The sequence below is a fragment of the Pseudofrankia asymbiotica genome (assembly GCF_001983105.1).
Taxonomy (GTDB): Bacteria; Actinomycetota; Actinomycetes; order Frankiales; family Frankiaceae; genus Pseudofrankia; species Pseudofrankia asymbiotica.
Genome location: NZ_MOMC01000012.1, coordinates 87,217 through 111,124, shown reverse-complemented (window position 1 = coordinate 111,124; position 23,908 = coordinate 87,217). Strand labels below are relative to the sequence as shown.

General features: G+C 73.2%; 14 protein-coding genes. 5 read left to right on the top strand and 9 right to left on the bottom strand.

The features are described 5' to 3' along the window. Positions 1-163: 163 nt before the first annotated feature. Entirely contained in the window at positions 164-1,090 is a 927-nt protein-coding gene (locus tag BL253_RS06080) for an NAD(P)-dependent oxidoreductase (RefSeq protein ID WP_076814302.1), read from the top strand. 469 nt (positions 1,091-1,559) lie between these two features. Then, positions 1,560-3,800, top strand: a complete 2,241-nt coding sequence (locus BL253_RS42830; RefSeq protein ID WP_198946188.1) for a hypothetical protein — start codon at positions 1,560-1,562, stop codon at positions 3,798-3,800. A 7-nt stretch (positions 3,801-3,807) separates the two neighbouring features. Here the strand turns inward: BL253_RS42830 and BL253_RS06070 are convergent, their stop codons facing one another. Together BL253_RS06070 and BL253_RS06065 are read right to left on the bottom strand one after the other, a co-directional pair. Beyond that, on the bottom strand, positions 3,808-4,587 hold the full coding sequence (locus tag BL253_RS06070) for an SDR family NAD(P)-dependent oxidoreductase (protein ID WP_076814379.1): 780 nt from the start codon (positions 4,585-4,587) through the stop codon (positions 3,808-3,810). A gap of 223 nt (positions 4,588-4,810) precedes the next feature. Continuing rightward, positions 4,811-5,437: a TetR/AcrR family transcriptional regulator gene (locus BL253_RS06065; protein ID WP_076814298.1), complete on the bottom strand. Its 627-nt coding sequence runs from the start codon at positions 5,435-5,437 to the stop codon at positions 4,811-4,813. A gap of 104 nt (positions 5,438-5,541) precedes the next feature. Here BL253_RS06065 and BL253_RS06060 point away from each other — a divergent pair, with 104 nt between their 5' ends. Next, positions 5,542-6,135 carry a peroxiredoxin-like family protein gene (locus BL253_RS06060; protein ID WP_076814296.1) on the top strand — a complete coding sequence of 198 codons (594 nt, stop codon included), beginning with the start codon at positions 5,542-5,544 and terminating at the stop codon, positions 6,133-6,135. 72 nt (positions 6,136-6,207) lie between these two features. Here the strand turns inward: BL253_RS06060 and BL253_RS06055 are convergent, their stop codons facing one another. After that, the gene (locus tag BL253_RS06055; protein WP_076814295.1) at positions 6,208-7,554 is read right to left on the bottom strand and encodes an RNA polymerase sigma factor; all 1,347 of its coding nucleotides are present in this window, start codon (positions 7,552-7,554) and stop codon (positions 6,208-6,210) included. Between the two features lie 97 nt (positions 7,555-7,651). After that, complete coding sequence (locus BL253_RS06050) at positions 7,652-7,999, bottom strand: YciI family protein (RefSeq protein ID WP_076814293.1); 348 nt, start codon at positions 7,997-7,999, stop codon at positions 7,652-7,654. A 349-nt stretch (positions 8,000-8,348) separates the two neighbouring features. Here BL253_RS06050 and BL253_RS06045 point away from each other — a divergent pair, with 349 nt between their 5' ends. After that, positions 8,349-10,232, top strand: coding sequence for an MFS transporter (locus BL253_RS06045; RefSeq protein ID WP_076814292.1), 1,884 nt, complete (start codon positions 8,349-8,351; stop codon positions 10,230-10,232). 104 nt (positions 10,233-10,336) lie between these two features. On the opposite strand, the gene BL253_RS06040 is transcribed toward BL253_RS06045, so the two are convergent. From BL253_RS06040 to BL253_RS06020, 5 genes are all read right to left on the bottom strand, one after another. Beyond that, on the bottom strand, positions 10,337-11,761 hold the full coding sequence (locus BL253_RS06040) for a glycosyltransferase family 4 protein (protein WP_420801626.1): 1,425 nt from the start codon (positions 11,759-11,761) through the stop codon (positions 10,337-10,339). A gap of 33 nt (positions 11,762-11,794) precedes the next feature. Continuing rightward, entirely contained in the window at positions 11,795-13,306 is a 1,512-nt protein-coding gene (locus BL253_RS06035) for a glycosyltransferase (protein ID WP_096335927.1), read from the bottom strand. Between the two features lie 2,720 nt (positions 13,307-16,026). After that, positions 16,027-17,661 (bottom strand): glycosyltransferase family 2 protein, encoded by a 1,635-nt coding sequence (locus BL253_RS06030; protein WP_241834567.1) that lies wholly within the window; start codon positions 17,659-17,661, stop codon positions 16,027-16,029. After that, the gene (locus BL253_RS06025) at positions 17,658-18,983 is read right to left on the bottom strand and encodes an ABC transporter ATP-binding protein (RefSeq protein WP_198946187.1); all 1,326 of its coding nucleotides are present in this window, start codon (positions 18,981-18,983) and stop codon (positions 17,658-17,660) included. Before BL253_RS06025 ends, BL253_RS06030 begins: the two co-directional genes overlap by 4 nt. Then, on the bottom strand, positions 18,983-20,209 hold the full coding sequence (locus tag BL253_RS06020; RefSeq protein WP_476644105.1) for an ABC transporter permease: 1,227 nt from the start codon (positions 20,207-20,209) through the stop codon (positions 18,983-18,985). The genes BL253_RS06025 and BL253_RS06020 overlap by 1 nt, the downstream gene beginning before the upstream one ends. Positions 20,210-20,753: 544 nt before the next feature. Here BL253_RS06020 and BL253_RS06015 point away from each other — a divergent pair. Then, entirely contained in the window at positions 20,754-23,855 is a 3,102-nt protein-coding gene (locus BL253_RS06015) for a haloacid dehalogenase (RefSeq protein ID WP_076814373.1), read from the top strand. Positions 23,856-23,908: the final 53 nt, after the last annotated feature.

Below are 23,908 nucleotides of genomic sequence, written 5' to 3'. Positions count from 1 at the left end.
GGGTGGTCCGGGGGGATGAGACGGGCGTCGTGGGCGGTTCGTGACGACAACGCTCCTGGCGACCGTGCCATGGCCTGGATCCGTGCTGGTTGGCGGGCGAGGCCGGTTGAGCCGGGTAGGCCGTGGTTCGTGGCGGCAATCGCGTAGCGATGGGAGGCCGAACGTGCGGGTGGCATTTCTCGGAATGGGCAAGATGGGGCGGCTGATGGCGGCCCGGGCGCTGACCGGCGGGCATGAGCTCACGGTCTGGAACCGGACGCCCGGCCGGGCCTCCGAGCTGGTCACGGCCGGCGCCCGCGAGGCCGGCTCCGTCGCGGACGCCGTCGCCGACGCCGACGTGGCCGTCCTGATGCTGTTCGGGCCGGAGTCGGCCGGCGAGGTGATGGAGTCGGTTCACGTCGCCGCGCCCGCCGGGCTGTTGGTGATCAACGCGACGACGGTCGGGCCGGAGTCGGCTCGCGAGCTGGGCCGGGCCGCGGCCGCCGCCGGGCTGCGGTACGTGGACGCGCCGGTCCTCGGCACCCTCGGACCGGCCCGGGAGGGCAAGCTGAAGATCCTCGTCGGCGCGAGCGAGGCCGACCTCGCCGCCGCCCGGCCGACCCTGGAGCTGTTCGGGGATCCGGAGCGGATCGTCCGGGTGGGCGAGGTGGGCGCGGGCAGTGCCCTGAAGCTCGTGGTCAACCTCAGCCTCGCCGAGGCGATGGCCGCCATCGCCGAGACCGTCGCGCTCGGCGTCGACCTGGGCCTCGACCGCGAGGTCGTGCTCGACGAGCTGGCCGGCGGGTTCCTGGGCGGAGTCCTCGGCTACAAGCGGTCGATGATCGACTCCGGGGACTTCACCCCGCCCGCGTTCACCGTCGAGGCCCTGGCGAAGGACGTCAGGCTGGCCGCGCGCGCGACCCCGCGTCACCTCGGCCTCGCCCAGGCGGTTCTCGGCCTCACCGCCGAGGCCGCCCGCCGCGGTCAGGGCGAGGAGGACTTCTCCGCGATCGCGGACCTCGCCCCGCTGCCGCCGGCCGCCGAGCCCGGCACCGCCGACCCGTCGCGCCGCCCCTACTCCGCGCCTCGCGGGTCGGCCGCCCAGACGTGACAGCCGAGTTGCTCCAGGGCATGACGGTTTGACGTAATCGCCTGGCTCCACCGGGTGCGTGCACGGTCGTCGAAGGTGGCCCGCTAACGTCTTCCTCGGGCGTATTGGCCGACGAAGGCCCGGCCGCCCGCGATGATCGGGATGCCAGGTGGGGACGGCGGGGAAGCGGCGGTCGGGGTACGACCACGACCACCGCGAGATCGATCACCGCGAGATCGACGACGGCGAGACCGGCGCCCGCGAGAAGACGCACGGCATCGGTGCCAGGGGTGCCCTCCGCGTCCGCATCGCCGTCCCGCGTCGTGGCGGGGTGGAGGCCATCGGTAGGCGTGTCGGTAGGCGCACCGGTTCTAGCGATGACCCAGGTCCGGGTGATGACGCCGGTCCGGGCGATGACCGGGATGCCGGTCGCTCGGCGACGCGGCGGTGGGTAGTGGTCGGAGTCGCCGGTGCGAGTCTGGTGTTCGCCGTGCTTGCGACGCTGACGGCATTCGCCATTCCGCCCTTCACCAGCGCCGACGAGGCCCAGCACACCTCCTACGCCCTGGAGATCGGCAGCGGGAGCCTGCCGATGATCGACACGCCGGTCCGCTCCCTCCTCCCCGGAATGCCGGGTATCCCCGCCGACTGCGTCGTCACCTCCGAACAGGCCAGGGCCGGCCTCGAAGCGGCCCGCGCGCGGTTGGCCCACGAGAGCGGCTCAGGACATGGATCAGCCGCCGCCCCCGGTGCCGGAACGCGGGAAGAGCCGCGCCCGGGCGAGACCGGCCGCCCCGCGACATCCAGCCCGCCACTGGTGGTGCCTGTGGTCGCTGAAACCGGTGCCACCCAACCAGGCCGCCCGACAAACGGCGGCACCGGAACGGCCTCCCAGCCGACGACCGGCGGCGCTGGAGCCGCCCCCGGGCCGGCCAGCGGCACCGGAACCGTCCCTCGGCCGACGGCCGGCGGTGCCAGGAGCGCACGGCCGCTGTCGGTGGCCGTCGAGATGGCGTCCGCCGGCGGAATGCCCGCCTGCGCCCACGGGCCGCGGGGAGTTCACAGCAACACCCAGCTGACCTACACGGCCAACCATCCGCCGTTGTTCTACGCCATCCAGTCGGTCCCGCTCACGACCGGCATTCACAGCGGCCACCCGATCGCCGGTTTCCACGCGGCCCGGCTTCTGAACGTCGGGTTCGGAATCGCGGCGCTCGCCGCGCTCGCCTGGCTGGTACGCGAGCTGGTACCCGCGCGCCCGGACCTGGCCGTCGGCGCGGCGGCGGTCATGGGCACGGTCGGAATGTTCGTCAACTCCTGCGGCCAGCTCTACAACGACGGATTATCCCTGGTGACGATCATCGCGAGTCTGGCGGCGACGGTCGCGCTGTTGCGGCGCGGCCCGTCCGCGACGCGCCTGCTCTGCCTGGCGGTAGCGGTGCTCGCGGCGGCGGCGACCCGAGCGAGCGGCCTGGTCGAGGCGGGGCTTCTCCTGCCGGTCGCCGGAATCGCCGTCGCCCTTCACACCCGCGGGAGGTGGCGCCGGCTTGGATTCGGGATCGCCACTGTGGCGGGCGGCGCGGCGGTCGTCTGCGCGGGAGTCGGCTGGTTCTACTGGAGAAACATCCAGCTTTACGGCGATCTCACGGCGAGCGGCCTGATCGCCAAGATGTTCCCGATATCGGAAAAGCCGATGACGGCCGACGAGATCCTGCACTCGCGCGTCTTCGCCTGGGCCATCTACCGGGGCTTCTACGGCCGGCCGCGCCTGCTGTCCGATGGCCGTGACCTGACGGACGGGCCGAAGCTGGTCCTGCTGGTGCTCGCCGCGGGCCTCACGCTGGCGGCGCTGCGCTGGGCCGCCCGCCAGTGCGTCGCCCTGTGGGCGCGCGCCACGCGGCTGCTCGCGGCCCGGCGGGCCCCGGCTGCCCGGTCACCCCAGCTCGTCCCGGCCGCCCAGCTACCCGCGCCGCTGCTCGCCCTGCCGCCCGCCCGCGAGGCGCCGGACGACAGCGCTCCTGGTCTGGCACCCGAGCCCGATCCGGGGTCCGATCCGCGGCCAGCACCCGAGCCTTGTCCGGCGCGCGAGTCCGCGCTACCTGGGACGCGAGACCTCACGGCGCGCCTTCTCCGCGTGGGCCGCCGCCGGGCGCCGGGCGTGGTCGCCTGGGTGCTGATCATGCTGCACGTCGCCGTCGCGGGCGCCACGCTGGTCGGCTATGTCGCCGCCGGCGGCGCGTGGTTCGCCCGTTACCTCCTGCCGGCCGTACCGGTCGCGACGCTGCTCCTCGCCGCCGCGCTCGCCGCGCTGCCAGGCGCGCGCCGCGGCCTGCCCACCGTCGTCGCGGTCGCCGCGCTCGCCGCCATGACCGCCGTCATGACGGGACGAGAGCTGGCGTTCAAGCTCCCAGCACTGCACCAGTACGACACGGTCAACCGCCTCCGGTCGGCGCTGATAGTGAGCGGAGTCCACGTACCCACGTTCACGCTCTGGACGCTGGGCCTGGCCGCGCTGACCGGCCTGGCCCTCCTCGCCGCCGCCATGTGGTCCCTCTCCACCGCCGTCGTCCCCACCTGGCCCGTCCCACGGCCACGGCTGAACCGTCGTCCGGCCCCCACCTCGGCCTCGGCCCCCGCCTCCGCCTTGGCCTCGCCCCCCGCTCGCCCGCCGATGCCCCGACCGGTCGTGGCCGCCGCCCCAGCCACCGCTGACCTGACCCCAAGTCCCTGACCCGTCGTCAGCGGACGTAGGCGGCGCCGCCGTCTACCGGGAGGATCGCGCCGGTGATGTAGGCGGCGGCGGGGCTGGCCAGGAAGACGGCGGCCTGGCCGATGTCGGATTCGGGGTCGCCGGTGCGGCGCAGCGGGATGGTGGCGAGGACGTCGGCCATGGCCGCGGGCTCGTCGGCGGCGAAGCGGTCCAGCGCGGGTGACGACGCGAACGGCATGATCGTGTTGACGCGGATGCCGTCGGGGCCCCATTCGGTGGCGGCGCCGCGCGAGATCGAGTTCAGCGCGGCCTTCGTCGCCGCGTAGACGGCGCGGTCGTGGGTCATCGGTGCGATCGAGGCGCCAGAGGAGATGTTGACGACCGAACCGCCGCCCCGCAGATGCGGATGGCACAGGCGCATCAGGCGGAGCGCGGCGAGCGGGCCCGACTCCCACCCGGCCGCGATCGTCTCGTCGCTGATGTCCAGCAGTGTCCCGTGTGGCACGATCATGGCGCTGTTGACAAGGATGTCGATGGTCCCGAACGCCTCGGCCGTCCGCTCCACGAGCCGGGTGAGGTCRGCGGGCACGGTGACGTCGCAGCGGATGGTCAGGGCCATGCCGCCGCGTGTCTCGATCTCCTCGCGAACCGCGTCGAGCGTCGTCTCGGTACGGCCGCAGACGACCACCCGCGCTCCAGCGCCAGCCAACGCGAGCGCGATGCCTCGGCCGACTCCCTGCCCCCCGCCGGTCACAACCGCGACCTTGCCCGCTAACGCGCCCGCGGGCCCRCTGCCTTCCGTCACCATGCTCACGCCTCTCAACATCCGGATCCGCCCCGACCAGATTCCAAGGAACACCGGGTACAGGCTCGAAGCGTCGTAGGACGACACGTCGGCCGCAAGGGGCGGACGGGCGGGGGCTGTTCATGATCTGGTGGGATCTTCGGAGCCCCAGTTCCTGAAAATCCACCAGATCATGAAGGCGGCGCCGAATGTGAAAGGGCCAAGTCCTTGTGCGCGCACATCCTCGTCAGGGAGTCAGGCCGCGTAGGAGGAGGGTCACACCGCCCACGAACTCCTCGTCGCGGGTGACGCCGGCCGCCGTGGCGGCGCTGTCCGCCAGAAACGGGAACTCCGGCGAGACGGCGGAGTTGGCGACGGTGGCCAGGGCGTCGAGGCCGGACGGGCCGCCGAGGTGTTCGAGCTGGATGGCGCCGATCGCGTAGGCCAGGAGGCTGCGCAACGCGATCACGCGCTTCTCGCCGTCGATGCCGGCACCGGCCAGGATGGCGAGCACCGTCTCCGACCAGCGCGTGATCGCCGTCGAACGGTACCGGCGGGTGAGGGCCAGGGGGACCGTCGACGGGTGGGTGCCCACCGCGTCGCGCAGCCGTCTGGCCATCACCGTGAGCTGCTCTCGCCAGGACGCGGCATCRCCCGGCCCAGGCGGATCCGTGTCGATCTCGCCGAGCACCGTCTCGACGACCAGTTCCTCCAGCTCGTCCCGGTCCTGGACGTACCGGTAGAGCCCCATCGTGCTCACGCCGAGCTGGGCGGCGACGGCCCGCATCGTCAGCCCGGCGAGTCCGTCCCGGTCGACGACGTCAAGAGCCGCCGACGCCAGCTGCAGATGGGTGAGCGAGGGGCGGCGCGGCATCGGGATCGTCCATCGGGTAGTCGGCTTCAACGGGTTGACAGCGTACAAGGTACGCCTACGCTGGTAAGCGTACCTCGTACGCCTACGATGGGAGTGAGTTCCTGATGTACACCCCGCGCAACCCGGTGCGGCCCGGTGCCGTGGTCACCGCCCGCGAGCTCGTGCCTGTCGCCGGCCCGCCGGTGCCGGTCCCCGACCCGGCTGGACGGCTCGTTCACCTGCAGTTCCGGCGGTTCGCCGGCTGCCCCATCTGCAACCTGCACCTTCGCTCGATCACCCGTCGGATCGCCGAGATCGAGGGCGCGGGGGTGCGGGAGGTCGTCGTCTTCCACTCGCTGGCGGCCGAACTCGCCCGCTACGCCGACGAGCTGCCCCTGACGCTGATCGCCGACCCGGAGAGGCGGCTCTACGCGGAGTTCGGCGTCGAGTCGGCCGCCCGCGCGCTGCTCGACCCGCGGGCGTGGGGCGGGGTCATTCGCGGGGTCGCCCGCAGCACCTGGGCGGTCCTGCGGCGCCGGGACCGGCCACCGGCGCGGCGCCAGCCGAACGGCCGCCTCGGCCTGCCCGGCGACTTCCTGATCGCGCCCGACGGCAAGGTGCTCGCCGCCAGGTACGGTGAGCACGCCTACGACCAGTGGTCCGTCGACGAGCTGCTCGCCCTGGCCACCGCCCCGCGCGAGCTGGCCCCGGCCGGCTGACGGCCCGCCCTCGCCGCCGTGGCTTCCTGTGACCACCGCGCCGCCCGCGGACCGCCGGGGTCTCATGAGGTCTCAGGGCTGGTCGAGCTGGCGGAGGCGGGTGGTGAGGAAGTCGCGCTCGACGGAGTTGTCGGTGAGGGCCAGGGCCTCCTCGTAGGCGAGGCGGGCCTTGCCCAAGCGGCCGAGCTGGCGCAGGAAGTCGGCCCGGGCGGCCGGGAGGTAGCCGTAGCCGACGAGCTGGGGCTCGGTGGCGAGGTCGTCCAGCGCGGCGAGGCCGGCGGCCGGCCCGTCCGCGAAACCGATCGCGACCGCCCGGTTCAGAGCGACGACCGGCGACGGCCAGCGCTCGGCCAGCAGGCCGTAGAGTCCGACGATCTCCCGCCAGTCGGTGTCGGCCCAGCTGGGCGAGCCGGAATGCACCGCCGCGATCGCGGCCATCAGCGGGTACCGGCCGGGCAGCCGCCCCGGGCCGTGGCCCGGCCCGCGCCGCCGCAGCCCCTGCCGAACCAGGGCGATGCCCTCGTCGATCGCGGCCCGGTCCCACTGGGCCCGGTCCTGCTCGGCGAGCAGCAGCAGCCGCCCGTCGGGGCCGACCCGGCCGGCCGCGCGGGCGTCGGTGAGCAGGATGAGGGCGAGCAGGGAGGCGACGTCCGGGTCGTCGGGCAGGAGCAGGCGCAGCATCCGGGCCAGGTCCAGCGCCCGCTCGACGAGGTCACGGCGGACCAGGTCCGCGCCGGCGGGCGCGGTGTGGCCGGTCGTGAAGAGCAGATGGACGACGGTGAGCACCGCGTCGACCCGCTCGGGCAGCTCGGCGGGCGGCGGCACCCGGTACGGGATCCGGGCTGCGGTGATCTTCTTCTTGGCGCGGGTGATCCGGGCGGCCATCGTCGGCTCGCTCACGAGGAACGCCCGGGCCACCTCGGCTGTCGTCAGCCCGCACAGCAGCCGCAGGGTCAGCGCCACCCGCGTTTCGGGCGCCAGCGCCGGGTGGCAGCAGGTGAAGATCAGCCGAAGACGGTCGTCGGCGGCACCCTCGACCACCGGCAGGTCGGTGAGGTCCAGCGCCGGCATCCCGGGACCTGGCCGTGCCCAGGTGCCAGGCCCGCAGGACGAGGCCGCCTCGTCCTCCGGGCCTGGCGCGGCCTCGTCCTCGATCAGCAGGGGCAGGCTGCGGCGCAGGGCCGCGTCCCGGCGGAGCAGGTCGATGGCGCGGCGCCGGGCGACCGTCGTCAGCCAGCCGCCCGGCCGCGCGGGAATCCCCTCGGCCGCCCAGGCCGTCAGCGCGCGGGCGTAGGCCTCCTGGACGCACTCCTCGGCGACGTCGAGGTCACGGGTGACCCGCACCGTCGCCGCGAGAACGTATGCCCACTCGCGCCGGTGCGCGTCGGCGACCGCGGCGGCCACCTCGGCTGAGCGCATCTCGGACCTCCGGAATCCCTCGGAACAGATCCGCGCCGACCGGACGCGTACGTGCTGGCGGGCGAACGCCGGCGGGGTGGCCCCGCTCGAGGTCGGTCTACTCGAAGGTCATGATCGGGCGGACCTCGACGCCGCCGTACGGTGCCGGGACCTCCTTCGCGATCGCGATCGCCTCGTCGAGGTCGGCGGCCTCGACGAGGTAGTAGCCGCCGAGAGCCTCCTTCGTCTCGGCGAACGGGCCGTCGGTGACGGTGAACCCGCCAGCGTGCTCGGAGCGGACCGACGTCGCCGTGCCGACCGGCTGGAGGGCGTTGCCGCCGCGCAGCGACGGCCCGTTCTTCTCCGAGAACGCCGCGTGCTCGCGCATCGCCCGGTCGGCGGCGGCCGCGCCACCGGTGACATAGCCGGCCTCGTCCTCGTAGATCAGGATCAGGTACTGCGCCATCGCGTGTCCCCTGTCGTCTCGCGGCCCGTATCTCGGGCCGCTCGCAGATCCGACGGACGGCTGCTGGCCGGATCGACACCGTCCGGGAAAAATTCTGCCCGACTTCGCGCAACCAGCCGATCATCACCGGCTCTGTGTCTGCTCCCGAACGCCGCGTGACGTTGGTTGTAACGCCTCGGGAGTCGATCAGTTACGTGAACGTCAGATTTTGGGATGCACGGAGATGTCGATCGTTAGCTTGTGTTAAGCAAGTATGTGCCRCCGACACGTCGGGCCTGCTCGGCGGCGTATGTCCACGGACCTGTCTCCGAAGGCACCGATGCCGGCCCGGAGGGGAGCAGCACCGACGATGACCCCGAGGCCGCCCTCACCACCGACCCCGGCCGCGTCCGGCGCCGACCCCACCAGGCCCKCCGCCGTCGACGACGACGCCATGGCGGCCGGCCGTGGGCGGCACTACGGCATGATCGCGCTGTCGAACACGACAGTGGGCGTGTTGATGGCGTCGATCGACGCGTCCATCGTGATCATCTCTCTGCCGGCGATCTTCCGGGGAATCGGTCTCGACCCGTTGGAGCCGGGCAACGTCAGCTACCTGCTTTGGATGCTGATGGGGTACATGGTCACGGTCGCGGTGCTGGTCGTCACGCTCGGGCGGCTCGGCGACATGTTCGGCCGGGTACGGATCTACAACGCCGGCTTCGCCGTCTTCACCGTCGCTTCCGCGGCGTTGGCGATCACTCCGTGGACGGGTTCGAAGGCCGCGATGTGGCTGATCGTGATGCGGATCATCCAGGGGATCGGCGGCGCGATGCTGATGGCCAACTCGACGGCGATCCTCACCGACGCGTTCCCCGCGAACCGTCGGGGCATGGCGCTCGGCATCAACCAGGTCGCCGCGCTCGCCGGCTCGTTCCTCGGCCTCGTCCTGGGCGGTGTGCTGTCGGAGTGGAACTGGCGGGCGATCTTCTGGGTGAACGTCCCGATCGGCCTGGCGGRCACGGTGTGGGCCTACGTCAGCCTGCGGGACAACGGTCGCCGTACCGCGTCGAAGATCGACTGGCTGGGCAACCTGACGTTCGCCGTCGGCCTGACCGCGCTGCTCGCCGCCGTCACCTACGGCATTCAGCCGTACGGCGGCCACATGATGGGCTGGACGAACCCCAAGGTGCTCACGGGGCTGATCGGCGGTGTGGCCGTGCTCTGGGCGTTCGCCGTCATCGAGACGAGGGTCGCCCACCCGATGTTCCGGCTGCAGCTGTTCCGGATCCGTTCCTTCGCGGCGGGCAACATCGCCCTGCTGTTGACGGCGATCGCCCGGGGCGGCCTGCAGTTCATGCTGATCATCTGGCTTCAGGGGATCTGGCTGCCGCTACACGGCTACGACTACGAACAGACACCGCTGTGGGCAGGCATCTACATGCTGCCGTTGACGATTGGCTTCCTCGTCGCGGGGCCGGTGTCCGGGGCGCTGTCCGACCGGTTCGGCGCCAGGGCCTTCTCCACGGGCGGGCTGGTGCTGTGCGCGTGCTCGCTCGCCGGTCTGCTCCTGATCCCGACGAACTTCCACTACGTGYCGTTCGCGTTGTTGCTGTTGCTGAACGGCGTCGGCTCCGGCCTGTTCACCGCGCCCAACTCGGCGGCGATCATGAACTCGGTACCGGCCGACCTGCGCGGGAGCGCGTCCGGCATGCGGTCGACGTTCATGAACTCCGGYAGCGTGCTGTCCATCGGCGTGTTCTTCTCGCTGATGATCGCGGGTCTCGCCTCGGTGCTACCGCGGACTCTGACCGACGGTCTCGCCTCGCACGGCGTGCCGGCGGACGTGGCGTCCCAGGTCGGCTCGCTGCCCCCGGTCGGGAGCCTGTTCGCCGCGTTCCTCGGCTACAACCCCATCGAGCACCTCGTCGGCCAGGACACGCTGGCGAACCTCTCACCGGGTGACGCCCAGGCGCTGACCGGCAAGGAGTTCTTCCCCTCCCTGATCACCGGCCCGTTCCACCACGGCCTGACGATCGTCTTCACGATGTCGATCGTCATGACGCTGATCGCCGCCGCCGCGTCCCTCCTGCGCGGTGGCCGCTATGTCCACGACGACGTGCCCGCCACACCCGTGTCGTCTGTGTCGTCCGTCCGGCCCGTGGAGGCCGCCGTCGGCGGCCCGGAGGTCGTCGCCGCCGCGGCCGAGTCAGCCACGCTGCCCGCCCCCGCTTCCAGCCCTTCGGGCGGCTAGCCCACCCGGCTCAGGACGCCACGGCGCGGCGGTGAGGCGGCGGTAGACCTTGGTGGTCAGCGTCGGGGACGCGGCGGCCCGATTGTGGATCTTGGTGGTCAGCGTCAGGACTCAGTGGCGCGGCGGTAGACCTCGGCGGTCAGCGCGGCGGTGCGGCGCCAGGTGTAGGTGCGGGCATGGTCGCGGCCCGCGCGGCGCGGATCGGTCGTCGGGCCAGCCGCGCCGGCCGCGGTCGCGCGCGAGGGGTGCGCCGAGCCGTCGGCCAGGCCGCGGTGACCGCCGTCGATCACGTCGAGCAGGGCGTCGGCCAGCCGGTCGGCGTCCGCGGGCGGGACGAGACGGACCGCGACGCCGACGACCGGGCCGGTCACCTCGCGTATCGCCGGGATGTCCGCGGCGATGACCGGCGTCCCGGCGGCGAGCGCCTCCAGCGGCGGCAGGCCGAAACCCTCATAGCGGGACGGGAAGCACAGCGCGACCGCCCCGGCGACCGCGGTGCGCAGGTCCGCCTCGTCCAGGTAGCCGGCGCTGACGATCGCCCCGGCGGGCAGCCCCGCGGTGTCGAGCGCCGCCCCCCAGCCCGGCGGGCCGGCCAGCACCAGCGGCGGAATGTCCGGGTAGGTGCCGTGCAGGCCGCGTAGCGCGGACAGCAGCGTCCGCAGGTTCTTGCGCGGCTCGGCGGTGCCGACGAACAGCAGGTAGCGCTCAGGGAGGCCGTGCGCCTCGAGCCAGCCTGGCTTGAGAGGGGTCGCGTCGAACCAGGCGTCGTCCACGCCGAGGGGAGTGGCGGTGACCCGGTCGCGGTCGATCCGGTAGGCCGCGATCACCTCCTCGGCTACCGACTGGCTCGGGGTGATCACCGCCGCCGCCCGGCGCAGCCCGCGCGGGACCAGCGAGGTGTAGCGGGCGGAGGCGGCGCTGACCGTGTCCGGGGTGCGCAGGTAGGACAGGTCATGGATGGTCAGCACACCGCGCGCGGCGCGCAGGGGCGGCAGCACGAAGTTCGTGCCGTGGACGACGTCGGCCCGCCCGGTGAGCAGCTCGACGGGCAGCCGCTCGCCGTTCGCCCAGATCTCCTGCAGGAGCCGGGCCGGCACCCGCCGCGCCGTGGGAGCGATGCCCGGCGGCAGAGCCTCGGCCAGGCCCGCGAGGCCTCGCCAGGTGAACGCCGTGGCGGCGAGCTCCAGCGGCCGCGCCGATGGGGCGAAGGTCGCTCTGCCGGGGGAGCGACCGTTCGCCGCGCGGGTGGCCAGCGCCGGCTCGGCCGGCTCGGTGGCCTCACCGGCTGAGCGCCGCTCGCTCGTGCCTCGGCCCGCTCCGGCGCTGGGTGTCACCGCGCCGCCGGGCCGGCCGGAGCCGCCACGGCTGGCGAGGTCGGCGGCACCTAGACCGAGGGCGATCGTCTCGGCGTTCAGGCCAAGGGTCTCGTCGCCGACCAGGTCGGCGAGCCCGACCAGCAGGCTCTCGACATAGCGCCCGACACCGGTCCGCCGGCCCAGCAACGGGGTGCCGTCGAGCACCACCCGCAGCGGCGACACCTGGCCGTTCGTCTTCAGGGCGCGTCAGCCTTCATAGAGGTGGTGGCGCGCGGCGATCGTGCGCCAGCGCTCGGCGAACGCCGCGTCGGAGAAGTGCTGGGCCTGGCCGACCGCCTCGGTGGCCAGCCGCGTGCGCAGCTCCTCCTCGGTGGCGAGCCGGCGGGTGAACGACATCAGCTGGTCGGGCTCCGTCCAGCGGAAGCCGTCGATGCTGTGCCGGACGATCTCGCGCTGGCCGGCGCGGTCGATGACGACCGGCACGCAGCCGCCGGCCATCGCCTCGACCGTCGTCATCCCGAAGTGCTCGGCAGTCCAGGGCTTACGCCGTTCGTCCTCGCCCCACCCGGTCGCCGACCAGAACACCGAGCCCGTGGACAGGAGCCGCTCGACGTCGCCGCGGGCCGCGTTCGGGTGCACCTCGACCGGCAGGCCGACCGCGGCTTTCTTGATCTGCTCGACGTAGGGCTTCTGCGAGTCCTCCATGCCGCCGACGACGTGCATCGTCCAGCCGGGCAGCGCCCCGCTGGCGTGCAGTTCGCCGAACCACTGGACCATCTCCAGCTGGCGCTTCGCGTGCCCGAGCCCGGGCGAGAAGAACCGCCCGACGGTGATGATGGACTTCTCCCGCCTGGCCGCCGGGTGCAGCCGGTCGACCTGGATCGGCGGGTAGAGGACGTCGGCCTCCTGCCGCCACAGCCGCCGGATCCAGCCGCGGGTGTAGTCGGAGTTGGCCATCACCGCGTCGTAGCGGTCGATCCAGGCCAGGTCGTGCGGGTCGCGCAGCAGCCAGGGGAAGCGCAGGGCCACCTTGGCGCGGGGGCTCTCGTCCGCGTCGGTCACCCGCGGCCGGCTGATGGCGATGCCGAGCTCGCGCACGTCGGCCGGGCCGGGGGTGAACGGCTCGCAGACCAGGGTGATCTCGGTGCCGGTCGGCGACTCGGGCAGCGGGATCTCGTGCGCGACGAACTCCGCGCCCACGTCGATCTTGGCGAGCGTCTCGCCGCCGGCGTCGAGGATCCGCAGCGACGTGCCGGTCGGAGCGCCGGGCCGGCCGAAGTCGCCGCGCAGCACACGCTCGCTGCCGGGGGAGATCGAGAGCACCGCGCTCCCGGACGACCAGCGCCACTGGCGCACCCGGCCGCCCTCCGGCGGATACCAGCCGATGCCGAAGTCGACCGCCGGGCGCACCCCCCGCAGCAGCGGCCCGGCGGAGCGCACCGCCGCCTTGCGCCACGCGGCCATGTCGTGGTCGAACGGCGTCGGGAAGAAGCACAGGTAGGCGGCCTTGCGCGACCGGGCCGGCACACGGCTCATGTAGGAGCCGTTGACGAACAGGTCGTACTCACCGGACCGGACCGACAGGTCCTCCTCGCCGCGGTCCGGGATCCGGACGTAGCGGCAGCCCGACAGGTCCAGGCCGAGGTGCGCGCCGAGATCAGCGAGATTGACGTCCGAGTGGCCGAGGATGTCAACCTCGACGCCATCCGCGGCCATCACCTGGGCGATCATGCCGTTATGGCGCTCGCCGCCGCCCATGGAGTGCCAGAACCGGTTGTAGACGGCCGCCCTCACGGCCCGGCCCGCCGGGATGCTCAGCGGCCAGGTCGCCGGGGCCTCACCCGCCGTCCCGGTGGCGGCGGTCCCCGGCGTCACAACGGCGGCGCTCGCGCCCTCGACCGCGCCGGTGGTCTCCGCCGGCTTCGTCGGGACGTCCTCGTCCTGGGCCACCTGGTGAGCGTCGGCCAGCTCGTCCCCGGCCGCGAACCGGGCCCGCAGCGGGACGGCGCCACCGCTGGAGACGGGCGCCAAGGCGCCGGACTCGGCGGCCAGGGGCGACCGCGCGGCCAGGCTGGGTACCGAGCGCTCCGGAATCGCCGGCTCCGGCAGCGTCCCGATCTGGAAACCCACGTGTCTGCGCTCGCCGGAGAAGCCGGAATACAGCATGAACGCCCGCTCGGTCGGTTGGTCCGGATGCACCGGCCCCGGTGGGTTCGGCGGTTCCTCGCCGTCCTCGCCGGAGCGGTCCGTGTCGTCCGCCAGGACGGTCTCGACGGGTTCGGCGGTCTCGACCGGTTCGAGGATCTCGGCCGGTTCGGCGGTCTCGACCGGTTCGAGATCCTCGACCGGTTCGGCGGTCTCAACCGGTTCGGCGGTCTCAACCGGTTCGGCGGTCTCAACCCGTTCGAGGATCTCGGCCGGTTCGGCGGCGCCGTTCCACGTCGCTGGTTCCGGCTCGCTCGCGGGAAGTTCGTCGGCGAGCTCGAAGACGCCTTCATCCATGGAGATGTCGACGTCCGAGAGGGCACCGGCGTTGTCGGCGAGGGCGGTCTCCTCGGCCCTGGTGAGGCCGTGCGCCGCCGCGTCGGCCAGGCCGCCGTCGGTGGGCTCGAAGGCGTCGCCGCCGACCGGGCCCGGAATCGCGTCGTCGAGCACGGCCCCCAGCGCGTCGCCGGGGAGATCCTCCCCGTAGCCGCCGCCCAGGCCACCGACGAAGCCGAGCCGCTCGTCGAACGAGTCGGGGGCCGGGAATGCCGGGATGTCGTCGAACGAGCCGGGCGCGGGGAATGCTGGACCGTCGTCGAGAACCGCACCGCTGTCGAAGACCCGGCCGTCATCGAACATCGGGCCGMCGAACGCGGCGGAACGGGGCGCGAGGGCGTCGTCGAAGACCCGGCCGTCGTCGAAGGCAAGCCCACCATCGGAGACGGGTCCGTGGGCTGGGGCGAACCCACCATCCGGGGCGAACTCGCTGTCCGGGGCCGTGGCGCTATCGGTGACGTCGGCGAGGACGTCCCCGAAGGGGGAGGTGTAGCCGTCGGCGACGGCCGGGATCTCGGTCCCGTCATCGCCGGAGGTCTCGTTGACGTTGTCCAGGCCAAGGCCGTCCGGGTCGACGCTGTCGAGGCCGTCCAACCCGAGGTTGGGCAATACGAGGCTGGGCAACCCGAGGCCGGCATTGCTGGGGCCGACGAGATCAGAGTCGACGCTGTCGGGGTCGAGGCCGTCCGACCACGGCGGTCGGCGGCCCAGCAGGTCGTCGGCCGTCGTCGATTCGGTGGTGAGGCCCACAGCCAGCTCCTCCGGCAGGTCGTCGGAGAGTGGGTCCCAGCGCGGCAGATCGTCGAGCGGCTCCCGCAGGTCCACATCGAGCACCGGATCGACGTCGATCACCTGGTCCGAGTCGAGGGCAGCGCCGTCGAGCACCTGACCCGCGCCGTCGAGCACCTGACCCGCGCCATCGAGCAGCGGGCCCGCGTCATCGTCCAGCTCGGGAGACAGGCCGGAGAACGCGATGCCGCGGTCACCAGCACGGTCGAGGTTGTGGCCATTCCGCGCGGCGGCCGTGCGCGTGCGCGGGTCGCCATCGGTGCCATCGCTGACGAAGGGGCCAGAGCCGAAGTACGACGGGCCGGTCAGACGGGCGTTCCGGCTGGGGACGTCGACCGGACGACCGGTGGCGCGGTCGATGACCTGCCCCTCCAACGCCTCGACGTCGCCATGACCCGTAAGCGACTCCAGGCCGGATGTGCCGAACGGTTCCACCGGTCCAGCCGGCTCCGGCTGCCCGGCCGGCTCCGGCTGCCCGGCCGGCTCCGGCGACGCAAGCGGCTCACGAGCCGATCGCGGCTGGGGCGACGACGCGGGCTCCAGCGGCTCCAGCGAGGACAGCGGCTCCGGGCGCGAGCGCGGCGGTGTCGGCCTGGTGCCCTCGTCCGGCCGGGTGGGAATGCCCAGCGGCGGCAGCGGCTCGAGCCCCGCCAGCGGGTCCAGCCTGCCCGGTCGGTCCAGTCTGCCTGGCGAGTCCAGCGAGTCCAGCGAGTCCAGCGAGTCCAGCGAGTCCAGCGGGTCGCGCGGTCCCGGGTAGGCGTTGCCGTCGGACGTGGCGGCTCGGTCCCGGAAGTCGAACGACGGGTCGAAGGACGAGCCAAGCGGCGCAGGCCGCGCGCTCTCGTCGTACCGGGTCGGAAGGTCCAGCGGGTCGGCCCGGCCCACTTCGTCCAGCGAGCCCAGCCGGCTCAGGCCGAGCGGGTCGAGCGGGTCGAAGTCGATGGGCGTCGGGGCGGGCGGCGGGCCGAACGAGTCCTGCCCCCGCGCCGACCACTCCTCACCGGACCAGCCGCCGCCCGGGAAGCCGCCGGCCCCCACCCGCGCACCGAAACCGTCGCCACCGGGGCGGGCCGTGCCACCGTCCGGGCCACCAGGGTCGGCTGTCTCGAAGGGGCTGTCCCCGTAGGTGTTCTCGTCGGGATGGTCTGTCATCGTGACACCAGCCAGTCCTGCAGCGCGCGGCGCCGTTCGCTCGCGGTGCGCCCGATCTCCCGGCGGCGCCCGACCATGCTCGGGAACAGCCGCAGGTAGGACGCGATCACCTTCAGTCGCAGCAGCGTGGGCCGCACTGCCGGCCGGCTGCGCGCCCGCCACCCCTGGCGCAGCGTCCGTATCGCGATGGACGCGGTGGTCAGGGGGTAGCGCGCCACCGCGGCCGCCGCGAGGGGCAGCGTGGCGTCCTTCGTCAGCATGAGCAGCCGGTTGCGATCGGTGTGGAAGACGAACAGCGGCGACCATTCGACGCTCGACGCCGAGTGCACGTGCCGCAGCACGGCGCCGGGGACGTAACGAATGCTGTACCCGCGGGAGCGGATCCGCCAGGAGAGATCCGTGTCCTCGTAGTAGAGGAAGAAGTCGTCGTCGAACCAACCCAGGTCGTGGCCGAGCTCCGCGCGCATGGCCATCCCGTTCCCGCAGGCCGTGAAGACCTCCTCCGGGTTGGAGAACTGGCCGGTGTCGACCTCCTGGTAGCCACGGTCGGCGCCGTAGCCGTCGCGCAGCACGATCCCGCCGACGTTGTTGATGACGTCGACGCGCGGCGCGGTGTCGTCGATCGTCACCGAGACGGCGTTCGGCTCGGTGCCAGTGACCGGCAGCGCGGCGAAGCGGGCGGCGCCGCCGTCGGCCGCCGCCCAGCCGGGGCCGCCGTCGGCCGGGCCCGAGTGCCCGTCCCAGCTGAGCATGACCGTCTTCGCGGCCTCGGCCGCCCAGGTGAGCCCGAGCGTGACCGTCCCGCTCTCAGGCACGGGCACGAGCATCTCGCCGTTGCCGCGCGTCCAGAAGAACGGCGCGGTCGGCGGCCCTTCGGCCCCGAAGGTGAGCTTCTCCCAGAGGACGTCGCGCAGCACGTCGCGGCCGTTGACCGTCACCGACGAGATCCGCGCGCCGAGCGAGCGCGAGTCGTGCGGGCCGGGGGAGAAGGTCGGGGTCTCCAGGCGCAGCCGGAGGAACCGCGGCAGGAACACCACCTTGCCGGTGACCGCGCCCAGCTTGTCCCCGCCGGGCTGGTCGAAGGGGGCCAGCAGGTTGGCCAGCCAGTCCGGCTCCGGGATGGCGTCGTTGTTCAGCAGCACCGCGTAGGTCGTGCTCACCTGGCGCAGTGCCAGGTTGTTGCCGCCCGCGAAGCCGAGGTTCCTCGACGACTCGATCACCCGTACCCAGGGGTAGCGCTCGGCGAGCATCGCCCGCGAGTGGTCGCTGGACGCGTTGTCGACGACCCAGGTCTGGAACCCGAAGCCGGTGACCTGCTTGGCGACCGCGTCCAGGCACGGTGGCAGCAGGTGGGCGCCGTTCCAGTTGACGATGACGATGGTCGCCAGCGGCCGCTCGCCCCAGCCGGAGCCMGACCCGCCCCCGTCGGGGTGCCCGGCGGCTGGCACCGCGCCGCCCGTGTCCTGGGCGTCGGAGATGCCGCCGACTCCCGGGGCACCAGGCGTGGCCTTGGTCAGCGAGCCCGGGGCCGCCACACCGGGTGCCGCCACACCGAGTGCCGCCATGGCGGGCGGCGCCGCGGCGGCGGCACTCGTCAGGTCGTTGCTGGTCAGGTTGGTGATGTGGCTCATGCCCGCGGCCTTGCCTCGTAGTCGACGTGGATCAGACCCTCGGCGTGCGAGCTGTTGATCCCGAACAGCTCGTGGAAGCGACGTGAGGTGATGGATATGCCGGTCGCCGCGTCGGCGACCTCGACCCGCACGGCGAACGCGCCGCGCAGCGCCGGCAGCGCGTCGACGGTGAAATCCAGGACGGTGAAGCCCTGGCCGACCGGGATGCCTCCCGCCGGGGTCTCCATCACCCAGATCGGGATCTCCTGCGGGCCGACGACGACGCAACGCGCGCTGATCCGTTCGGGTGCGCCCTCGGTGACCTCGATGCCCACGCTCACCGTCATCCGATCGCCGGGATCGTAGGAGATCTGCGGCGCCGCGCCGGGAGACGAGCTGAAACCGACGGTCTCCGGCCGGACCGTCGCCGCGCTGTAGGCGCCGGCCCCCTCGGTCGGTGAGCTGCCGAGCCGCTGGCGCAGCAGCTTCGTGCCGATGTCCGGCGCACCGTCGTGGATCACCTTGCCGGCCTCGAGCACGACGACCCGGTCGCACATGTTCTCGATGAGGTCGAGCGAGTGCGTGACGAACAGGATCGTGCGGCCCTGGTTCCGGAACTCGTCGATCTTGGCGAGGCACTTGCGCTGGAAGGCCTCGTCGCCGACGGCGAGGACCTCGTCCACGAGCAGGATGTCCGGGTCGACGTGCACGGCGACGGCGAAGCCGAGCCGGACGTACTGGCCGGACGAGTAGTGCTTCACCTCGTCGTCGATCTTGTGTGACAGCTCGGCGAAGTCGACGATCGAGTCGAACAGCTTGTCGATCTCCCGCTTGGACAGGCCGAGCAGGGAGGCGTTCAGGTAGACGTTGTCCCGGCCGGACAGCTCGCCGTTGAACCCTGCGCCGAGCTCCAGCAGCGAGGCGATCCGGCCCTGCACCTCGACCTTGCCGCTGGTCGGGCGCAGGATGCCGGCGAGCACCTTGAGCGTCGTCGACTTGCCGGAGCCGTTCGCGCCGGCGAGGCCCACGGTCTGGCCGCGAGCGATCTCGATGTTGATGTCGCGCAGCGCCCAGAAGTCCTCGCCGGCCAGGCCGCCGCGGCGGACGAACGCCTCCTTCAGGCTCGTCGCCCGCTTGTGGTACGAGACGAACCTCTTGCTCACGCTGGTAGCGCGGATCACGGTCGGGCCGGTCCCCGCCGCGGAGGCGCCGCCCCTCGCGCTCGTGCCCCCGGTCGGCAGCACCCCGGCGCTGACGCTGGCGGTCGCGCCACCGCCGGCGGGCCGGCCGAGCGCCGGCGTCGCGGCCGCGCCGGCGGGGAGGGGCGGGGAGGTCTGGCTCACTAGAGGTCCTCGGCGAAGTCGGCCTGCAGCTTGCGGAACACCCAGACGCCGAGCGCCAGCACGGCCAGGGAGATCGCCCCGGCCATGGCCAGACGTTCGAGGTAGTAGAGGTACCCCGGGTCGGCGAGGACCTGCAGCTGGGTGCCGTCGGGCTTGGTGGCGGTGGCGTCGACGTAGATGGCCCGCTGGAACGCYATGACCACCACGGCCATCGGGTTCAGCTCGTAGACCCAGGTGTACTCGTGCAGCTTCTGCTGGATCATCCCGAACGCGTAGACCATCGGGTTCAGCCAGATCCAGGCCATCAGGGCCACCTCGACCAGGTGCGGCACGTCCTTGAACCGCACCGACAGCGCCGAGACCAGCATCGACATCCCGATGGTGAACACCAACGCCACCGCACCGGCCGGGACGAGCAGCAGCAGCCCGCCTCCGATCAGCGGGTAGCCGAGCGCCAGCGTGAGCACCAGCAGCACCAGCAGCTGCAACACGAAGTGCACCGCGGCGAAGCCGACCGCGGACAGCGGTAGCACCTGCAGCGGGAAACGGACCTTCTTCACCAGGTTKGCGTTGCCGATGACGCTGCCGCAGGCGGTCGACACGCTGCCCGCGAACGCGTTCCAGATGAGCAGGCCGGACAGGAAGTAGATGCCGAACCGCGGCACACCCGACCTGAACACGACCTGGAAGACGAACGTGTACACCACCAGCAGCAGCAGCGGGTTCGCCAGGGACCAGGCGAAGCCGAGGGTCGAGCCCTTGTACTTGACCTTGATGTCCTTGCGGATCAGGTTGCGCAGCAGCTCCCAGCGGACCCTGCTCTGCGCGCGCGACCGCTTGGCCAGCGCTCCCGGGGCCCTGCCGGGACCAGCGGAGCCCGGTGCCCCCGCCGGACCGGTGGAGCCCGGCGTCTGCCGGGGGGTCTGCTGTGAGTTCCTCGCCGCGTGCCGCGGCCCGGCACCGGACCTGCGCGCCGGCGCCGGGCGCGGCGTCGGGGAGATCGGAGAGGCGGACGGTGGCACGGCCTGCGCCGACGGGGACGCCGCCTGCGAGGACATGGGCGACGACGACTGGTCGGGAGCCGTCGACGCGGACGGCGAGGTCGACGCGGACGCGGACGGCAACGATGACGCCGTCGCGTTCGTCGGCGTGGGCGGCAACGGTATCGGGGACGCTCCCGTCGCGCCGCCCGGGTCGGCGGCGGGGCCAGCACCTGCGAGCTGCACTCCTCGGCTCCTTCTCGACCCTGTACGACGCCGGACCCCGGGACGTCGCGGGACCGCCGCGCGCCTTGGCGCGGCCCCGGTTGTTGTCCCGATCGTGCCATGGTCCCGGTTAGGCCCACCGAGGCGGGTGAGGTCCGGATTCGGCAACGGTGGTGTCCTTACCCGTGCCGGGCCGCGGACCTTCCGGATCGCCTTCGCTGACCCGGTGGGAACCCGGCCACCATCGCCGCACAGGAGATGAGCACGGTGGGCCACAGCCACCCCACCGCCCGCGTCGCCGTTGACGCCGGTGCCCGCCACCCGGGAGGCGGTTCATAGTATCGGCCAGCCTGCTCCGGCACCGGTCGGCGCCTTGCCCCGCCCTGGCTGAAGGAGGCGCGACGGTGCAGTCCACTTCGCCTCCGGTGCGGTGGCCGGCTCCTCCCTCGCTACTTGTCGGAGGCGACCGCACGCGGTGGCGCGGACATCTGGGGCTTCCCTGGAGGTCGTTCGCCGTTTCCCCCGCCGTCGCACGGCCGACGGCGTTGGAACGGGGGTGACCGCGGTGTTCACCGACGCGAGGCTGGGGGACGCGTGGTCGCACCTCGACTCGGGCGGGGCGGACGTACTCGTCGTCGACGTCTTCGAGACGCTGCTGTGGCGCCTGGTACCGCGGCCCGCGCACGTGTTCCTGCTGCTCGGTGAGCGGCTCGCCGCCGCCGGCCGGCTGCCGGCCGGCATCACCCCCGGCCAGTTCGCGCACCTGAGGATCCTCGCCGAGCGGCAGGCCAGGCGCCGCGTGCTGGCCACCCGTGAGGGCGTGGCCGCCGCCGGGGACGGAGGCGGCCCCCCGCCGCGGCTGGACGAGATCTGGGCGCTGCTGCGGCCCGCGCTGCCCGGCGCCGGCGAGCTCGCCGCCCTGATGGAGGCGGAGGTCGCCGCGCTGCGGGCGGCCTGCCGGGTCGACCTCGCCGCCGTCGAGCTCGCCGAGCTCGCCGCTCTCAAACTGGGCCTGCCGGTCTACCTCGTCGCCGACACCTGCCTGTCAGCGGCGCAGCTGGAGCGCCTGCTGGCGCGCCCGGAGCTCGCGGGCATCCCGTTCGCCGGCCCGTTCACCTCGGCCGACATCGGTGTCGGGACGGCCGAGGGCCTGCTCGGCCATGTGCTCGCGGCGACCGGTGCCCCCACGTCCAGGCTGCTGTACCTGGCCGGCGACCCGACCGGCGAGCACCCCGATCCCGCGGGCTCGGAACCGGCAGCTGGTCGCGGTGCGCAGAACAGCCGCGGTGCGCAGGTCAGCCGCGGTGGGCAGGACGGCCGCGGTGGGCAGGACAGCCGTGGTGGGCAGGACAGCCGTGGTGGGCGGAACGTCACGACCATGCGCAGGGGCGGCCCCGCGCGCGACCTGCGCGCGACGTTCGCGATGGAGGGACTGCTCGACGAACCGGACGACGCGGCCCCCGTCGACCTCGAGTACGGCGACTTCGGGCTGACCGCCCTGCGCGCCCGCGTCCTGCACCAGGCCGACGCCGCCACGGTCCCCCGGGCACTGCGCCGCTTCTGGGACACCGGGGCGACCGTGTTCGGCCCGGTGTTCACCGGCTTCGCCGAATGGGTCGTCGAGCGCACCCGGGAGCTCGGCGCCGATGAGGCGTTCTGCCTGATGCGATCCGGCCGGTTCGTCGCGAGCCTGCTCGAGAGCCCGGGCCGCGACGCCGGCGTCGCGGCCAGGCCGCTGTGGGCGTCGCGTGAGGTGTGTGCCCTGGCGAACGTGTTCGAGGCCTCACCCCAGGAGCTGCGCGCCTTCCTGCGGCACGCCGGCACCGGCCCCGCGCACGCCGGTGCTGGCGGTCCGGCCCCCGGTACCGGGGGCGCTGTGGGCACCGTCGGGGCGCTGCTGCGCCGGCTACGGGTCGATCTCGCCGCCGTGCCGGGGATCTCCGCGCTCGCCGGCCGCCGGCTCGACGTGCCGGCCGGGCTGCTCGACGAGATCCTCGACGAGCTGCTGGAGACGCTCAGCCGCGACGACCGCGTCCGCGGCGAGATCGTGCTGGCCGCCGAGCGGCTGCGCGAACGATTCCTGCGCTACCTGGACGAACGGCTGCCCGAGCGTGGCCCGGCCGTACTGGTCGATCTTGGTTGGGACGGGACCACCCAGGCGCTGCTCGCCCGGCTGCTCACCGCCACCGGCCGCGAGGTCATCCCCGTGGGGCTCTACCTGGGGACCGGCCCCGCCGCTCTCGAGTACCAGCTCGCCGGCCACCGGATGGAGGGCTACCTCGTCTCCGGCGGCCAGCCGGCGCGCCTCGCCGGCCAGCTGCTGCGCGCCCCGGCGGTCGTCGAGCAGGTCGCCATGGCGGACACGGGCCGGCTCGCCTCGTTCGACGAGATGTCCACCCCGCTGCTGGGCCTTGCCCGGACCAGCCGTACGCAGCTGGCGCAGCGGGCCGCCGCCCAGGACGGTGCCCGCGCCTTTCAGCGGGAGTGGCTGCGCTACCGGCGGGCGGAGAGCCCGGACAGCCCCGACAGCGCGCTGCCGTCACTGGGCGGCGACAGCGCCCGGCTAGCGCTGCTACGCATGCTTGCCCGGTTCGTCGCCCGGCCGACGACGGCGGAGGCCGCGACCTTCGGTTCCTGGCGACACGACGGCGATGACGACGAGCCGATCGGCATCGAGGCGACGAGTACCCCGGCGGTCGGCTCGCTCGCCGACGCGGCCGGTGCGGCTGGTCTGGTCGGCGTGGCTGGCCCAGTCGGCGTGGCTAGCCCGGCCGGTGCGGCTGGCTCGGCCGACATGGCTGGTCCGGTCGGCGCGGTGCTGGCTGGCGCGGAGCCCGCCGAGCCCGCCGAGCAGGATGGCCGGGGTCTGTTGCCCGCCGAGCTGATCAGGCGGATGCCCTACCTGAGCCCGGTGGGCCTGGCGGAGCTGCCGCTGCGCGAGGCGACCTGGCCCGCGGCCGTCGCCGCCGTCGCGAACCGGCCGCTGGCGGTCGTCACCGAGCTCGCGGCCGCCGCGGGAATCGACCCGCGGGAACTGTCGGCGCCGGCCGCGGCCGGCCCCGTCGAGGTGTACGTCGACACCGGCGCGGACTTCGCCCGCGGCCCCAAGGCCACCGCGGTGCCCTACGCGGGCCGGGACGGGCTGTCGCTGGTGCGGCTGCGGGTCGTCGACGCCGTCGGCGTCCGCCGCGTCCGGATCGACCCCGCCGGCCGGCGGGGCCTGCTTCGGCTCGACTGGCTGACCCTCGCCTTTCACATCGTCGGCGCGGGCGAGCCCCGGCAGGTCACGATCACCGCGTTCGACGGGCCGGGTTCGCTTCCGGACGTGATGGGCCGCAGTATCCCTGCTGGGACGCCCGGCGACACCGGATTGGCTGACCGTAGGCGCGGCATTGTTCTCGGTCTGGTGGGGCTGAGAATACTGCAGCCCAACTTGGTGGAAATCCTCGACGACGACCCTCAACTCGTCTACAACCTGGATCTGCCCGACATGCCAGAGTTGGGCGGCACGTACGCAATTGACGTCGAGTTCGCTTYTGGTTGGATAGGGATCCGGGGGGACCCAGTGGCCGCTCCCGCGCCTGCCGCGGCAGGCCCGGTGTCGGGGCCGCAGCTGCCGCGCCGGGCCGCCCGCCGGGTGATGCGACAGCTGGGAGGCCTGCGGTGACAGCTGGAAGACTCCGGGTGGGCGACTCGCCTCGCGGGATCCGGCGGCAGGCC

Coding starts and splice junctions, on each gene's coding strand:
- BL253_RS06050 (WP_076814293.1), bottom strand. CDS start 7,999: ATGGCGCAGTACCTGATCCTGATCTACGAGGACGAGGCCGGCTATGTC.
- BL253_RS06035 (WP_096335927.1), bottom strand. CDS start 13,306: ATGGGCGGCGGCGAGCGCCATAACGGCATGATCGCCCAGGTGATGGCC.
- BL253_RS06055 (WP_076814295.1), bottom strand. CDS start 7,554: ATGCGCTCAGCCGAGGTGGCCGCCGCGGTCGCCGACGCGCACCGGCGC.
- BL253_RS06060 (WP_076814296.1), top strand. CDS start 5,542: ATGTACACCCCGCGCAACCCGGTGCGGCCCGGTGCCGTGGTCACCGCC.